This window comes from Prevotella sp. 885, from assembly GCF_002265625.1.
GTDB lineage: Bacteria > Bacteroidota > Bacteroidia > Bacteroidales > Bacteroidaceae > Prevotella.
This window is the reverse complement of record NZ_NOVE01000065.1, coordinates 1-15,492: the sequence shown is the minus strand read 5'-3', so window position 1 is coordinate 15,492 and position 15,492 is coordinate 1. Positions and strand designations below refer to the sequence as shown.

The 15,492-nt window shown below is 50.3% G+C and carries 12 protein-coding genes and 1 pseudogene; 8 read left to right on the top strand and 5 right to left on the bottom strand.

The window, feature by feature from the left end:
* Positions 1-103: pseudogene (locus CHL74_RS16405) on the top strand (ISAon1 family transposase); the annotation flags it as partial.
* Positions 104-116: 13 nt separating this feature from the next.
* Here the strand turns inward: CHL74_RS16405 and CHL74_RS13685 are convergent.
* The 4 genes from CHL74_RS13685 to CHL74_RS13670 form a co-directional block, all read right to left on the bottom strand.
* Positions 117-821, bottom strand: a complete 705-nt coding sequence (locus CHL74_RS13685; protein ID WP_094881764.1) for a hypothetical protein — start codon at positions 819-821, stop codon at positions 117-119.
* Positions 822-1,023: 202 nt separating this feature from the next.
* Positions 1,024-1,779, bottom strand: a complete 756-nt coding sequence (locus CHL74_RS13680; protein WP_094881763.1) for a succinate dehydrogenase/fumarate reductase iron-sulfur subunit — start codon at positions 1,777-1,779, stop codon at positions 1,024-1,026.
* A 5-nt stretch (positions 1,780-1,784) separates the two neighbouring features.
* On the bottom strand, positions 1,785-3,767 hold the full coding sequence (locus tag CHL74_RS13675) for a fumarate reductase/succinate dehydrogenase flavoprotein subunit (RefSeq protein WP_094881762.1): 1,983 nt from the start codon (positions 3,765-3,767) through the stop codon (positions 1,785-1,787).
* A gap of 36 nt (positions 3,768-3,803) precedes the next feature.
* Positions 3,804-4,484 (bottom strand): succinate dehydrogenase/fumarate reductase cytochrome b subunit, encoded by a 681-nt coding sequence (locus tag CHL74_RS13670; protein WP_094881761.1) that lies wholly within the window; start codon positions 4,482-4,484, stop codon positions 3,804-3,806.
* A gap of 270 nt (positions 4,485-4,754) precedes the next feature.
* Between CHL74_RS13670 and mnmG the strand changes: the two genes are divergently transcribed.
* The 6 genes from mnmG to deoC all read left to right on the top strand — a co-directional run bounded on the left by mnmG (position 4,755) and on the right by deoC (position 11,165).
* Positions 4,755-6,626, top strand: coding sequence for a tRNA uridine-5-carboxymethylaminomethyl(34) synthesis enzyme MnmG (gene mnmG / locus CHL74_RS13665; RefSeq protein ID WP_094881760.1), 1,872 nt, complete (start codon positions 4,755-4,757; stop codon positions 6,624-6,626).
* An 82-nt stretch (positions 6,627-6,708) separates the two neighbouring features.
* Complete coding sequence (locus CHL74_RS13660; protein ID WP_094881759.1) at positions 6,709-7,239, top strand: adenine phosphoribosyltransferase; 531 nt, start codon at positions 6,709-6,711, stop codon at positions 7,237-7,239.
* A gap of 128 nt (positions 7,240-7,367) precedes the next feature.
* Positions 7,368-9,221, top strand: a complete 1,854-nt coding sequence (uvrC, locus tag CHL74_RS13655) for an excinuclease ABC subunit UvrC (protein WP_094881758.1) — start codon at positions 7,368-7,370, stop codon at positions 9,219-9,221.
* A gap of 76 nt (positions 9,222-9,297) precedes the next feature.
* Positions 9,298-9,750: a D-aminoacyl-tRNA deacylase gene (gene dtd / locus CHL74_RS13650; RefSeq protein WP_094881757.1), complete on the top strand. Its 453-nt coding sequence runs from the start codon at positions 9,298-9,300 to the stop codon at positions 9,748-9,750.
* Between the two features lie 44 nt (positions 9,751-9,794).
* Entirely contained in the window at positions 9,795-10,121 is a 327-nt protein-coding gene (locus tag CHL74_RS13645; RefSeq protein WP_094881756.1) for a nucleotide pyrophosphohydrolase, read from the top strand.
* Between the two features lie 99 nt (positions 10,122-10,220).
* The gene (deoC, locus tag CHL74_RS13640; RefSeq protein WP_094881755.1) at positions 10,221-11,165 is read left to right on the top strand and encodes a deoxyribose-phosphate aldolase; all 945 of its coding nucleotides are present in this window, start codon (positions 10,221-10,223) and stop codon (positions 11,163-11,165) included.
* 61 nt (positions 11,166-11,226) lie between these two features.
* Here deoC and CHL74_RS13635 read toward each other — a convergent pair whose 3' ends face one another.
* The gene (locus tag CHL74_RS13635) at positions 11,227-12,204 is read right to left on the bottom strand and encodes a polyprenyl synthetase family protein (protein ID WP_094881754.1); all 978 of its coding nucleotides are present in this window, start codon (positions 12,202-12,204) and stop codon (positions 11,227-11,229) included.
* A gap of 147 nt (positions 12,205-12,351) precedes the next feature.
* On the opposite strand from CHL74_RS13635, the gene polA reads away from it, so the two are divergent.
* Positions 12,352-15,114: a DNA polymerase I gene (gene polA, locus CHL74_RS13630; protein WP_094881753.1), complete on the top strand. Its 2,763-nt coding sequence runs from the start codon at positions 12,352-12,354 to the stop codon at positions 15,112-15,114.
* Positions 15,115-15,492: the final 378 nt, after the last annotated feature.

Below are 15,492 nucleotides of genomic sequence, written 5' to 3'. Positions count from 1 at the left end.
TGCAGAATCTTTCAATGCAAAAGTCAAGCATTTCAGAGCACAACTTCGGGGTATCATTGACAAGAAATTCTTTCTCTTCAGACTAACAAGATTGTATGCTTAATCCACACACTTTTTCAGGTGAGCCCTATAAGGCCTTCAATGTCGGAGGCAGAAGGGGGTGTATGAACAACCTCTCCATTTATGTTGTTCATCACCATTATGCTGTCGTCAGTTCGGAATGCTCCCTCATCTGTAGTCTTTTCAAGTGTATTTGTGGATATTAGGTGATGTATGTTGAGCAAAGCTTCCTTACTGAAGTCATCGCCTTTATGCTCCACTAGATATTGTATAGTGGCATAATTATTGGCTATCATCTGCTGGCTTTTGTTGATAGGCTTTATTTGCTTACGCAACATATCCTTGGCTACCTTGCGAGTGGTTGATGCCCCCTCCATCTGGCTTGACGCAATAGCTTCCTCCATTATAGAACTTACAAGATACACCTTATGGTCTTTCTCGGGAATAATTCCTCCTGATTCAAGATTACCACCGAAGTTGAGATCAAATTCATGCAGCATCTGCTGCATTTTACCCGTTACGGTAAAGTGAAACTGAATGTTTCCAAAAACTATGTTCATACGGTTCATGTTGCGTTTCAGTTTTATTGCATACCAAAACACATCCGGAGCAACATCTTTTGGAACCATATACTTTGCTTTATCCCAATATAGATATTCATCGTGTATCTTGTTAAGCACAATGCTATATTCAGGTTTGTTAAGCAATTCTATAGCTTTATGTATGTCGGTGTTTGACAAATTAGGAGTCTGTTCTATCATATACCTTTATTTATATATGCAAAGATAATAAAAGAGAAACAAATTAGGGGAAAATTTCCTCTAATTTCCCCTAAATTCCCCTAATTTACTCTATTAGGAAATAAAAGAAGGCAGGACGAGACGTTTAGGGATACAAAAAAGCGGATGCGCTGCACTTCTGAGAGTGCTTCGCATCCGCTTAGCTTATTTACTGTTGACTGAATTAGTCAGCGAGCTTTGCCTTGATGAACTCGCGGTTGAGGCGAGCGATGTTAGCGATTGACTCGTTCTTCGGGCACTCAGCCTCGCAAGCGCGGGTGTTGGTGCAGTTACCGAAACCGAGCTCCTCCATCTTGGCGATCATAGCCTTAGCACGCTTAGCTGCCTCAGGACGACCCTGGGGAAGGAGAGCGAGCTGGCTGACCTTAGAGCTGACGAAGAGCATAGCAGAACCGTTCTTACATGCAGCTACGCAGCAACCGCAACCGATACATGTAGCGCAGTCCATTGCCTCGTCTGCGTCCTCCTTCGGGATGAGGATGGCGTTAGCGTCCTGGGGCTGGCCAGTACGAACGCTTACGTAACCACCTGCCTGCATAATCTTGTCGAAAGCAGTACGGTCTACCATACAGTCCTTGATAACGGGGAACGCAGCCGAACGCCAAGGCTCAACTGTGATAACGTCGCCGTCGTTGAACTTACGCATGTAGAGCTGGCAGGTTGTGGCACCCTGATTAGGTCCGTGGGGATGACCGTTGATGTAGAGTGAGCACATACCGCAGATGCCCTCGCGGCAGTCGTGGTCGAATACGAAAGGCTCGTGGCCTTCCTCTATGAGCTGCTCGTTAAGGATGTCGAGCATCTCAAGGAATGAGGTATCCGTAGGGATATCCTTCATCTCACGTGTGTCGAAGTGGCCCTTGTCCTGAGGACCGTTCTGACGCCAATATTTCAGTGTGAATGATATGTTTGCCATAATCTTTATTAGTTCTTATAGTTACGTGTCTGTACCTTGATTGCCTCGTACTCGAGCGGCTCCTTGATGAGCTCAGGAGCTGTCTCGTCGTCGTTCTTATACTCCCAGCAACCTACATAGAAGAAGTTCTCGTCGTCGCGCTGTGCCTCGCCCTCGGGAGTCTGGTGCTCCTCGCGGAAGTGACCACCGCAAGACTCCTCACGTGAGAGGGCGTCGTGTGCGATAAGCTCACCCATAAGGATGAAGTCGCGGAGGTGGATAGCCTTGTCGAGCTCTACGTTCAGACCTTCCTTCGATCCAGGGATGAAGAGGTTGGTGTTGAATTCCTTGCGGAGCTTCTTGATAAGCTCGATGCCTTCCTTCAAGCCCTCTGCTGTACGACCCATACCTACGTGCTCCCACAGTACGTGGCCAAGCTCCTTGTGGATAGAGTCAACAGAACGCTTACCCTTGATGTTCATGAGGCGGTCGATCTCAGCCTGAACACCCTTCTCAGCCTCTGCAAACTCGGGCAGGTCGGTAGAGAGGTGCGGCCAGATAGCCTGGTCAGCGAGGTAGTTCTGGATGGTGTAAGGCAGTACGAAGTAGCCGTCTGCCAAGCCCTGCATAAGAGCAGATGCACCAAGACGGTTAGCGCCATGGTCAGAGAAGTTACACTCACCGATAGCGAACAGACCAGTGATAGAGGTCTGGAGCTCGTAGTCAACCCAGATACCACCCATTGTGTAGTGGATAGCCGGATAGATCATCATCGGGTTGTAATACTTCACGCCGTTAATCTCGTTGGCGAGCTGGCCAGGATTAACGTCTGTAATCTCCTCGTACATGTCGAAGAGGTTGCCGTAACGCTGACGGATAACGTCGATGCCGAGACGGTTGATTGACTCAGAGAAGTCGAGGAATACGGCGAGACCGGTGTTGTTAACGCCGAAGCCCTTGTCGCAACGCTCCTTGGCAGCACGTGAAGCAACGTCACGCGGAACGAGGTTGCCGAATGCCGGATAGCGGCGCTCCAAGTAGTAGTCGCGGTCTTCCTCAGGAATGTCGCTACCCTTCTTGGTGCCAGCCTGAAGTGCCTTAGCGTCCTCAATCTTCTTCGGTACCCAGATACGGCCGTCGTTACGAAGTGACTCAGACATAAGAGTAAGCTTAGACTGCTTGTCGCCGTGTACGGGGATACATGTCGGGTGGATCTGTACGTAGCAGGGGTTAGCGAAGTAAGCACCCTTACGGTAGCACTGGATGGCAGCTGTACAGTTACAGCCCATAGCGTTAGTAGAGAGGAAGTAAGCGTTGCCGTAACCACCAGTAGCGATTACAACGGCGTTTGCAGAGAAACGCTCGAGCTTACCTGAAACGAGGTTCTTGGCGATGATACCACGAGCGCGGCCGTCAACGATAACTACGTCTTCCATCTCGTAACGAGTGTAGAGGAGAACGCGGCCTGTATTTACCTGCTTTGAAAGTGCTGAGTAAGCACCGAGGAGGAGCTGCTGGCCGGTCTGACCCTTAGCATAGAATGTACGTGATACCTGAGCACCACCGAATGAACGGTTGGCGAGCATGCCGCCGTACTCACGTGCGAAAGGTACACCCTGAGCTACACACTGGTCGATGATGTCGTTTGATACCTCAGCGAGGCGGTATACGTTAGCCTCACGAGCACGGTAGTCACCACCCTTTACTGTATCGTAGAACAGACGGTATACTGAGTCACCGTCGTTCTGATAGTTCTTGGCAGCATTGATACCGCCCTGAGCTGCGATAGAGTGAGCACGACGGGGAGAGTCCTGGATGCAGAAGTTAAGCACGCGGAAACCCATCTCGCCAAGGCTGGCTGCTGCAGAAGCACCTGCAAGACCTGTACCTACAACGATAATGTCGAGCTTGAGTTTGTTCTTGGGGTTCACCAGACGCTGGTGAGCTTTATAGTTGGTCCACTTCTCGGCCACTGGGCCTTCAGGGATTCTTGAATTAATTGTCTTAGCCATAATATGAATTATGTATATTTGATTTTTAGTTTTTAATTAGCAGCAGAGGCTCGGTGCACAACCAAGTGCGAAAGCGATTACTACTATGAGGAAACCGAGGACGAGGAGGGTTGAATAAACCTGACCGATGACCTTCCAACGGTTAAACCATACCTTACCGTTCCAGCCGAATGTCTGCATTGCGCTCCAGAAACCGTGTGTGAGGTGGAACCAGAGAGCTACGAGCCATACGATGTAGAGAACTACGTAAACCGGGTTAGCAAAGGTCTGCTGAATCCAACCGAAACCGTCAGCAGGTGCACATACACCCTCGAAACCTACGAGCTCGGCGAACATCATGTTGTACCAGAAGTTGAAGAGGTGGAGCAACAGACCGAGAACGATGATGATGCCAAGAACGAGCATGTTCTGAGATGCCCACTCTACGCCCTGAGGCTTAGCTGTTACCTCGTAACGAGAATTGCCACGAGCGGCACGGTTCTGCATCGTGAGCCAGAAGGCAAACACGAAGTGGAGTACGCAGAGGGCGCCCAAGCCGATTGTTGCAACTACGGCATACCAGTTGGCGCCGAGGAACTCACAGATCATGTTGTAAGCGTCTCCTGAGAAGAGCGCAGCAACATTCATTGACATGTGGAATGTCAGGAATAGAACAAGCGCGATGCCGGTCAAGGCCATCACCACCTTTCTACCGATGGATGAATTGATTAACCACATAAATGATTTAAAATTTAAATTATTAACTGTTAGAATTATAGAAATTCATATCCAATATTTAGTCTTTAAGGTCACAGCTATAAGTCACAGCGACGCTCCTTACTATATAATAGGTAAAGGGGTGCTCTAACAATCTGCAAAAATACTGAAAATAGATGATAAATCAAACTATTTCACTCCAAAAATCATTTTTTATTCTTAATTTTGCGAGGACAAACAATGCTGGTTAATTATAAATGTAGACAACCAGCGGAAATCACAAACAGATATATGAATTTCAAATACGACGTTATAGTCATTGGTGGTGGTCACGCCGGATGTGAAGCGGCATGCGCGGCTGCAAGAATGGGAGCGAAGACGTGCCTTGTGACGATGGACATGAATAAGATTGGACAGATGAGTTGCAACCCCGCCGTGGGCGGCATCGCCAAAGGACAGATAGTACGCGAGATTGACGCTCTTGGAGGCGAGATGGCTCTCGTCACCGACGCCACGTCCATACAGTTCCGTATGCTCAACCGCGGTAAAGGTCCGGCAGTATGGAGCCCGCGTGCACAATGCGACAGAGGAAAGTTTATATGGGAATGGCGCACCCGTCTCGACCGTGTGGACAACCTCGACATCTGGCAGGACGAAGCCTGCGAGCTGCTTGTCGAGAACGGAGAGGCGGTAGGCGTGGAGACGGTCTGGGGCGTGACATTCCGAGCAAAGGCGGTAATCATCACAGCGGGCACATTCCTAAATGGACTGATGCATGTGGGAAGGAAGAAGGTACCGGGAGGCAGATGCGCCGAACCAGCCGTCCTTAACTTCACGGAGAGCATCACACGCCACGGCATAACGTCGGAGAGAATGAAGACGGGTACGCCGGTTCGCATCGACAGACGCAGCGTCCACTTCGAGGACATGGAGTGTCAGCCTGGCGAAACCGACAACCACGGATTCTCATACATGACCGCTCCGCGTCATCTGGAGCAACTTCCATGCTGGACCACATACACTAATAAGGAGGTGCACGACACGCTTCGCGAAGCCATTGCTGAGTCGCCTCTCTACAACGGACAAATTCAGTCTACGGGTCCACGCTACTGTCCTTCCATCGAAACAAAGCTGATGACTTTCCCTGACAAGGACCAGCACCCGCTCTTCCTCGAACCAGAAGGCGAGGATACCAACGAGATGTATCTTAACGGCTTCTCCTCGTCGATGCCGATGGAGGTACAGTTGAATGCTCTGAAGAAGATTCCTGCGTTCCGAGACATAAAGGTATACAGACCGGGATACGCCATCGAGTACGATTACTTCGATCCGACACAGCTGAAGCCGTCGTTGGAATCGAAACTCGTAAAGGGACTTTTCTTCGCCGGTCAGGTCAACGGAACGACGGGATATGAGGAAGCTGGCGGACAAGGCACGATGGCTGGCATCAACGCTGCCCTACTCTGCAGCGGCAGCGATCCTTATATAATGAAGCGTGACGAAGGATATATCGGTGTACTGATTGATGACTTGACGACGAAGGGAGTGGACGAGCCGTATCGCATGTTCACGTCAAGAGCAGAATACAGAATACTTCTAAGGCAGGACAATGCAGACGCACGACTCACAGAGAAGGCGTACAATCTCGGACTTGCCACTCGCGAACGTTACGACAGATGGCTAAAGAAGAAAGCAGAGATAGACCGCATCATCAGTTTCTGCAATTCCACGAACGTAAAGCCACGCGACATCAACGCCGCTCTCGAATCGTTTGGCACAACACCCTTACAGTTCGGATCGCCGATAGCCAGTCTTATTGCAAGACCACAGCTCGGCATCAAGCAACTCGCTTCTGCCATCCCCACCCTACAAGCCGCCCTTGACATGAATGACGATCGCAAGGACGAAATCGTGGAGGCAGCAGAGATACTCATCAAGTACGACGGATACATCAAACGCGAACGACAGATTGCGGACAAGATGCACCGACTGGAAGACATCCGAATCAAGGGACATTTCCGTTACGAGGAGCTTCACGAGATATCCACAGAGGGAAGACAAAAGCTCTCACGCATCAATCCAGAAACCCTCGGACAAGCTTCCCGCATCCCAGGAGTGTCGCCCAGCGACATAAACGTCCTGCTCGTGCTGATGAAGAGATAGCTTGAGTTAGGAATTAGGAGTTAGGAGTTAAGAGTTCCACGTGAAACAAATACAATAACAAACATACATTAAACATTTGAAAATGAACAACAAACTATTGCTTGACAATCTGCGTTGCATACCAGATTGGCCTAAGAAGGGAGTCAACTTCCGCGACGTCACCACCCTCTTCAAGAACAACGAGTGTCTGAAGGAGATTTGTGACAAGATGTACGAGCTCTACAAGGACAAGGGCATAACGAAGATTGTCGGCATCGAGTCGCGCGGCTTCGTTATGTCATCTGCCCTCGCCCTCCGTCTTGGAGCCGGCGTTGTGCTCTGCCGCAAGCCCGGTAAGCTTCCTTGCGACACCGTGCAGGAAAGCTACGCTAAGGAATATGGCAAGGACACCATCGAGATTCATAAGGACGCCATCGGCGAAGACGACGTAATTCTGCTCCACGACGATCTCCTTGCTACCGGCGGAACAATGAAGGCAGCTTGCAACCTCGTAAAGAAGTTCAACCCGAAGAAGGTCTACGCTAACTTCATCATCGAGCTTGTCAACGAAGGTCTGAACGGACGTGAGGGATTCGATGAGGACATCGAGATAACATCTCTCATCAAGATCTAACATTAAAGACCCGACAAGAGGAAAGCTATAAAGGCGCGGCAAGCAACAACACTTGCCGCGCCTTTCAGTTCCACGTGAAACAAACCGTCCCAAACCACTTAGTTTCAAACCACTTACAGTCCACCATTATGACAAAAGAAGAAAACGCAAAGCGCATCGAGCGTCTTAAGAACATCGTGCTTAACATGCCGGACAAGCCCGGCAGCTACCAGTTTTACGACGCCGACCATACTATTATATATGTAGGCAAGGCGAAGCGTCTCAAGCAACGCGTCTCAAGCTACTTTCATAAAGAGGTGGATAGGTTTAAGACGAAGGTGCTGGTATCTAAGATTGAGGACATCAGCTACACGGTGGTCAACACGGAAGAGGACGCATTGCTGCTCGAGAACAGCCTTATCAAGAAATACAATCCCCGTTATAACGTCCTTCTCAAGGACGGAAAGACCTACCCCAGCATCTGCGTTACGAACGAATATCTGCCCCGCATATTCAAGACCCGCCAGATAAACAAACGCTTCGGCACCTTCTTCGGACCCTACTCGCATACGGGCAGCATGTTCGCAGTTCTTGAACTTATCCATAAACTATACAAGCCTCGGACATGCCGTATGATTATTACCAAGGAAGGAATCGAACAAGGCAAGTACAAGCCCTGCCTTGAATATCACATCCACAACTGCAAAGCACCTTGTTGCGGTAAGCAAAGCCTCGAGGATTATCAGGCTGCAATAGCTCAAGCACGCGAGATTCTGAAAGGAAATACGCGCGAACTAAGCAAGCATATCTACGAGGAAATGCAGAAAAAGGCGGCGGAACTGAAGTTTGAGGAGGCGGAAGAGCTAAAGCAGAAGTACATTCTTATAGAGAATTTCTGCGCCAAAAGCGAGGTGGTCAGCCATACTATTACGGACGTTGACGTATTCTCCATCATTGACGACGAAGCGCAAAGAACGGCTTTCATCAATTATATACATGTAAAGAACGGTAGCGTCAATCAGAGTTTCACGTTCGAATATAAGCGAAAGCTGGATGAATCCGACCAGGAACTTCTCCTTACTGCAATCCCTGAGATTCGCGAACGCTTCCAAAGCCATGCTAAGGAGATAATCGTTCCATTCGAAATGGAATGGCAACTCAGCGGTGCTACGTTCTTTATACCGCAGCGTGGCGACAAAAAGCACCTGCTTGAGCTTGGCGAAATGAACTGCCGACAGTACAAGTTCGATAGGCTTAAGCAGGCAGAAAAACTCAATCCGGAGCAGAAACAGACACGTCTTATGAAGGAGCTGCAGCAGAAACTCCACCTCGAAAAGCTGCCTTATCAGATAGAATGTTTCGATAACTCGAATATTTCGGGCACGGATGCCGTTGCAGGATGCATAGTCTTCAAGGGTATGAAGCCATCGAAGAAGGATTATCGCAAGTATAACATCAAGACGGTGGTCGGTCCCGACGATTACGCCTCTATGCAGGAGGTGGTCAGACGTCGTTATTCGCGCATGGTGGAGGAAGGCTCTGCCCTGCCCGACCTTATCATTACGGACGGTGGATTGGGTCAGATGAGCGTGGTGCGCGAGGTCGTAGAAGGCGAATTAGGGCTGAATATCCCTATTGCAGGACTTGCAAAGGACGACCGTCACCGCACCAACGAACTGCTCTTCGGCAATCCTCCGCAGACCATTGCACTCAAGACTGACTCCGAACTCTTCCATATCCTGACGCAAATCCAGGACGAGGTACACCGTTACGCCATACAATTCCATCGCGACAAACGATCAAAGCACGCCCTTCACAGTGCGCTGGACGAAGTACCAGGCATCGGTCCTGCCACACGCGACAAGCTGCTCAAGACGTTCAAGAGCGTGAAACGCATCCGCGAAGCAACGCTCGAAGAACTGGCAGAAGCTGTAGGCATGGCGAAGGCAAAAGCCATTACCGAACACTTCAGTCAGAAAAGCGGCTCCGAGAACACCCATTAAATAAAGAATACTTGTAGGTATCGTTTTTTTATGATATCTTTGTAGAATACAGAAACATCACTAACAGACCATTAAAATGAGAACAGTCATACAGCGTGTACAGCACGCATCAGTCACCATTGACGGTACAGTAAAATCAAGCATAGGCAAGGGATTTCTTCTGCTTCTTGGCGTAGAGGAAACCGACACATCGGAAGATGTCGACTGGCTTGTAAAGAAAGTGGCAGCCTTGCGCGTTTTCGACGATGAGAACGGCGTTATGAACCGCTCCATTCTGGACGTAGAAGGCGAAGCTTTGGTCGTCAGCCAGTTCACGCTTTACGCATCTTACAAGAAGGGCAACCGCCCGTCGTGGTTCCGCGCAGCCCGCCACGAAATCTCCGTACCGCTCTACGAGGAGTTCTGCCGCAAGCTCTCTGACGCCCTCGGACGTCAGGTCGGCACCGGTGAATTCGGCGCAGACATGAAGGTGGAGTTGCTTAACGACGGTCCCGTGACCATCTGCATGGACACAAAGAACAAGGAATAAGAAACCAAAGAGGCAGTCCGTTAACGTCTAAAAAACATCTAACAATGACAATAAAGGAAGCACAAGAGGCGGTAGACCGTTGGATAAAGGAGTACGGCGTGCGCTATTTCTCCGAACTGACCAACATGGCTTGCCTTACTGAAGAGGTGGGCGAACTCGCCCGCATTATGGCACGACGCTACGGCGACCAGAGTTTTAAGGAAGGCGAAAGCCACGATCCCTCCGAAGAAATGGCGGATATCCTATGGGTTCTTATCTGCCTTGCCAACCAGACCGGCGTGGATCTTACAGAAGCCCTACAGAAAAGCTTTGAGAAGAAGACCAAGCGCGATAAGGACCGCCACAGAAACAACCCCAAGCTAAAAGCATAAAGAGGCTTAGAAAGGCCCAGTAAGGCTTAAAAAGGCTCAGTAAAGCCCAACAACACCCTCCTTAAAGAAATCACCAACAAACAATAAAAACCAACAATTATGGGAATCATCAAAGACATTATCCTCAACGAAGAGGACAACCAGCAGGCTCAGCAGAAGCCTAACAAGTACGAGGACGCCATCAGAAAGTACAACACCAACCTTGACGACGCAGCCGTACGTGAGGCTGTACGTAAGATCATCGCCGAGAAAGTGCCCGAGAACGACACTATGGACGTTAAGAAGTTTCTCTTCGGCAGCATCGAACTCACCACCCTCAAGACCACCGATTCTGACACAAGCGTTCTCGCCTTCACAGAGCGCGTGAACGACTTCGACAACGAGTATCCTGACCTTCCCCACGTAGCCACCATCTGCGTTTACCCCTGCTTCGCCAAGACCGTTTCTGAGTCATTGGAGGTGGACGGCGTAGAGATTGCTTGCGTTAGCGGATCATTCCCTTCTTCTCAGGCTCGCATCGAGGTAAAGGTTGCAGAGACCGCACTTGCCGTTGCCGACGGCGCCACAGAAATAGACATCGTATTGCCGGTAGGCAAGTTCCTTTCCGGCGATTACGAGGGCGTTTGCGACGATATCGCCGAGATGAAGGCAGCATGTGGAGAGTCTGTTCCCATGAAGGTAATCCTCGAGACCGGTGCTCTCAAGACCGCATCTAACATCAAGAAGGCTTCCATTCTCTCAATGTACGCCGGTGCAGACTATATCAAGACCTCTACCGGTAAGATGGAGCCTGCCGCAACTCCCGAAGCAGCCTACGTAATGTGCCAGGCCATTAAGGAATACTACGATGAAACCGGCATACAGATAGGTTTCAAGCCCGCTGGCGGCATCAATTCCGTAATGGACGCAATTATATACTACACGATAGTAAAAGAGGTTCTGGGCGAGAAATGGCTCACCAACAAGTGGCTCCGCCTCGGCACCTCACGCCTCGCCAACATGCTCCTCAGCGAGCTGAAAGGCGAGCAGATAAAGTTCTTCTAAAGCTAAGAGGCTGCATAGAGGAGGGCGATTGCCCAGCCTCTATGCAGCCTCTTGGCTTTTCTTAGCTATTTCTCTTAATCACAAAATCCAGGTAAGCTTGCAGGGCTTCTTTTATTTCCTGCTGCCCTACCCTTTCGTCCAGGAATCTCTGCGCCTCGGCGTGAAACTCCCACATTCTTTTTTCGGCATACTCAATGCCACCCATTCTCTTCGTGTAATCCACGAGGCTTGCTATCTCTTCAGCCGTAACCGAATGGTCTTTCACCTTTAGGGCGAGGCGCTTCATGTCCTCATCACCACCATTGTTCACAGCATGTATGACGGGGAGCGTCAGCTTTCCTTCAGCCATATCGTTGCCGGTGGGCTTGCCAATCTCCTTTGAATCGTAATAATCGAAGATGTCATCGCGAATTTGGAAGATAATTCCGAGGTTCTGACCGAACTGCTTGGCAGCCATCACGTCATCCTCAGACGCTCCTGACGACAAGGCTCCGATGCCGGCGCACGCCTCGAAAAGCGCCGCTGTCTTCTGCTTTATCACGTCGTAATAGACGTCCTCTGAAATGTCCTTACGTCCTATATTGGAGAGCTGCAGAATCTCTCCGTCGCTGAGCGTCCTACCGAGTTCGGCAAGATAAGTGACAATCTGCTCTGAATGAGTTCTTGCCACACAAAGGAGAGCCGTGGAGAGAATATAGTCGCCCACGAGCACAGCCACCTTGTTATCGTACGTGGCATTCACCGAAGCCTGTCCTCTACGCTCCTCACTCTCGTCCACCACGTCGTCATGTACGAGCGAAGCGGTATGAAGCAGCTCCAAACCTACGGCAGCGTTCTGCGTGACATCAGTTATCTGTCCGAAATTACGCGCCATAAGAAGTATCAGTATCGGGCGCATACGCTTGCCTGCACGCTTACGAATATGTTCGAGCGCACTACCCAGCAACCCGTCCTCATGTGAGAGCGACTGGTTGAAAAGACTAACAAAATCGGCGAGCTCCGCCTCTATCGGGTGCTTAATGATTGACAGATAATCCATTGTGTTATAATATTTCGTACAAAGTTAGTTATTTTGCCGTTATTAGTGACATTTTTTTTGTAATTTTACACCTAATAAATATAAATAAAGCTGGCTGGTATACGAGTGTATGTGTCTACCAGCCAACTTGTCAACTAATTGAACAAAATGGACAAATTATTCCTTCTCGACGCTTACGCGCTCATCTATCGCGCTTATTATGCGTTCATAAAGAACCCGCGAATCAACTCCAAGGGTATGAACACCTCTGCCGTCATGGGCTTCGTGAACACTCTAAACGAGATTCTCACCAAGGAGCATCCCACGCATATCGGCGTGGCGTTCGACCATGGCAAGACGTTCCGCGACGAGGCTTTCCCTGCCTATAAGGCGCAACGCGAGGAGACGCCTGAGGACATCCGCGCCTCCGTACCCGTCATCAAGGATATCATTACTGCCATGAACATTCCCGTGCTGCAGGCGGACGGCTTCGAGGCAGACGACGTTATCGGCACGCTCGCCACCAAGGCTGGCGCCGCCGGCATCGAGACCTATATGCTCACGCCTGACAAGGACTACGGTCAGCTGGTCCGCGACAATGTCTTCATCTTCCGTCCGCGTCACGGAGGAGGATATGAGACAATGGGACCGAAGGAGGTGAACGAGAAGTACGGTCTCTCCTCCCCCGAGCAGGTCATCGACCTCCTTGCGCTCATGGGCGACTCGGCTGACAACTTCCCCGGCTGTCCGGGCGTTGGTCCGAAGACTGCCGCCAAGCTCATCAGCGAGTTTGGCAGCATCGACGCCATGCTTGCCAATTCGTCAAAGATTAAGGGCAAGCTGCGCGAGAAGGTGGAGGGAGCCGTTGAGGACATCCGCATGTCGAAGTTCCTCGCAACCATCCGAACCGACGTTCCCGTGGAGCTCAACCTTGATGCGCTCAAGCTGAAGGAGCCGGACATGAAGCGACTCACCGAAATCTTCACGGAATTGGAGTTTAAGAGTCTGCTTGACAAATTTGTAAAGAAGCCTCAACAACCGCAAAAAACTGTTAACGCTCAACTCGATTTATTTGCAGAAAATCCGACCAATCATTCAGTTGACGCGGAATTTTCGAAGTATGAGAGCCTAAAAACCACCCCACACGAGTATCAACTCATTGAAACAGAAGAGGATGCACGCAAATTGTTTGATTTATTTGTTACAAAACAAATTCTCAGTCTAGACACGGAGACCACTTCTGTCAACCCGATTGACGCCGAACTCGTGGGTTTGAGCTTCGCAGCGGAGGAAGGAAAGGCATTTTACGTGGCAATTCCGGCTGAACGTGAAAAAGCGGAAAGAATTGTTAATATATTCAAACCACTGTACGAAAGTACCGAAATTCTGAAAATAGGACAGAACATCAAGTACGACATGGAGGTGCTCATGAATTACGGCGTTCGCCTCTCAGCGCCCATGTTCGACACGATGATTGCCCATTACGTGCTCCAACCCGAGCAGAAGCACAACATGGACATCCTTGCCGAAACTCTGCTCAATTATCAGACTGTCCACATCGACGAGCTTATCGGTCCGAAGGGAAAAGGTCAGAAGAGCATGCGCGACCTCTCCCCTGCCCAAGTCTGCGACTATGCCGCTGAGGACGCCGACGTCACGCTGCGCCTCTACAACGTGCTGAAGCCACGTCTTAAGGAAGCTGGTGTGGAGCAGTTGTTCTACGATATAGAGATGCCGCTGGTGCCGGTACTTGCCGACATGGAGACCACGGGCGTCCGTCTGGACACCGAAGCCCTTGCCGAAACGTCCAAGGTGCTCACCGAACGCATGAAGCAGATAGAGCGAAACATCTACGAACTCGCCGGACATGAGTTTAACATCGCCTCGCCGAAGCAGGTGGGAGAGGTGCTTTTCGGCGAGATGAAGGTTGTGGAGAAGCCCAAGAAGACCAAGACCGGACAGTACGTCACGTCTGAGGAGGTGCTTCAGCAGCTCCGCTCCAAGGCTCCCATCGCGGCTGACATCCTCGAACATCGTGGCCTGAAGAAGCTCCTCGGCACCTACGTCGACGCTCTTCCGAAGCTTATCAATCCGCGTACGGGCCATATCCATACGTCTTTCAATCAGGCAGTTACGGCTACGGGACGCCTTTCTTCGTCTGATCCCAACCTTCAGAACATCCCCGTCCGCGGTGAGGACGGCAAGGAGATTCGCAAGTGCTTCATCCCCGAACCGGGCGAGCTGTTCTTCTCTGCCGACTACTCCCAGATAGAGCTGCGCGTAATGGCTCATCTCTCCGGCGACAAGAACATGATAGAGGCGTTCCGCGAAGGCTATGACATCCACGCCGCCACCGCAGCACGCATCTATAAGGAGAAGATAGAGGACGTAAGCCGCGACCAGCGCACGAAGGCAAAGCGAGCCAACTTCGGCATCATCTACGGCATCACGGTCTTCGGTCTGGCTGAACGACTGGAGATCAGCCGAGACGAAGCCAAGCAGCTCATCGACGGCTACTTCGAGACGTTCCCCGACGTACACGCCTACATGGAGAAGGCTAAGGAGCTTGCCCGCGAGCACGGCTACGCCGAAACGTTCTTCCATCGCCGCCGCTATCTGCCGGACATCACCTCGCACAACGCCACCGTGCGCAACTTCGCCGAGCGCAACGCCATCAACGCGCCCATACAAGGCTCCGCCGCTGACATCATCAAGATTGCAATGGTGAAGATTTACGAGCGTTTCCGCAAGGAAGGAATAAGGTCGAAGATGATTCTCCAGGTGCATGACGAACTCAACTTCTCCGTCGTACCTGAGGAAAAGGAGAAGGTGGAGAGAATTGTGCTGGAGGAAATGCAGAACGCCTATCCTCTTCAGGTGCCTCTCGTGGCAGACTCAGGATGGGGTAAGAATTGGTTGGAAGCGCATTAGGCTGACTGCGGCAAAATAGTAGCGGAGGTCTCCGGCCTCCGCAGCACAAGCCTTATAATCAGATAATTATAGAATTAAACCCGAATCGGTCATTAGAAAAGTCTTCTTGTCAAAAATCATGTCCTTCATGCCTTGATGTCTGCTAATGCAAATATTGTCAAAATAGTAAAAACATGTTACAAAATAAAAATTGATTCTAGAGTTCAGGTTCGCTGTTTTTACGGTGTTTTGCTGTGCAAACAGCACCCATGCTTAACAATAGCGCCACTTTTACACTCCAATAGTGCCACTATTAGACAGTAAAAGTGGCACTATTGCATGATAAAAGTGCCACTATTGGAGTGTAAAAGTGGCGCTATTGCAGCAAAAAACGGCTCG

What these genes read in the sequence shown, in the direction of transcription:
- CHL74_RS13685 (WP_094881764.1), bottom strand. Translation starts at nt 821, where the DNA reads ATGATAGAACAGACTCCTAATTTGTCAAACACCGACATACATAAAGCT.
- CHL74_RS13675 (WP_094881762.1), bottom strand. Translation starts at nt 3,767, where the DNA reads ATGGCTAAGACAATTAATTCAAGAATCCCTGAAGGCCCAGTGGCCGAG.
- CHL74_RS13670 (WP_094881761.1), bottom strand. Translation starts at nt 4,484, where the DNA reads ATGTGGTTAATCAATTCATCCATCGGTAGAAAGGTGGTGATGGCCTTG.
- mnmG (WP_094881760.1), top strand. Translation starts at nt 4,755, where the DNA reads ATGAATTTCAAATACGACGTTATAGTCATTGGTGGTGGTCACGCCGGA.
- CHL74_RS13660 (WP_094881759.1), top strand. Translation starts at nt 6,709, where the DNA reads ATGAACAACAAACTATTGCTTGACAATCTGCGTTGCATACCAGATTGG.
- uvrC (WP_094881758.1), top strand. Translation starts at nt 7,368, where the DNA reads ATGACAAAAGAAGAAAACGCAAAGCGCATCGAGCGTCTTAAGAACATC.
- dtd (WP_094881757.1), top strand. Translation starts at nt 9,298, where the DNA reads ATGAGAACAGTCATACAGCGTGTACAGCACGCATCAGTCACCATTGAC.
- CHL74_RS13645 (WP_094881756.1), top strand. Translation starts at nt 9,795, where the DNA reads ATGACAATAAAGGAAGCACAAGAGGCGGTAGACCGTTGGATAAAGGAG.
- deoC (WP_094881755.1), top strand. Translation starts at nt 10,221, where the DNA reads ATGGGAATCATCAAAGACATTATCCTCAACGAAGAGGACAACCAGCAG.
- CHL74_RS13635 (WP_094881754.1), bottom strand. Translation starts at nt 12,204, where the DNA reads ATGGATTATCTGTCAATCATTAAGCACCCGATAGAGGCGGAGCTCGCC.
- polA (WP_094881753.1), top strand. Translation starts at nt 12,352, where the DNA reads ATGGACAAATTATTCCTTCTCGACGCTTACGCGCTCATCTATCGCGCT.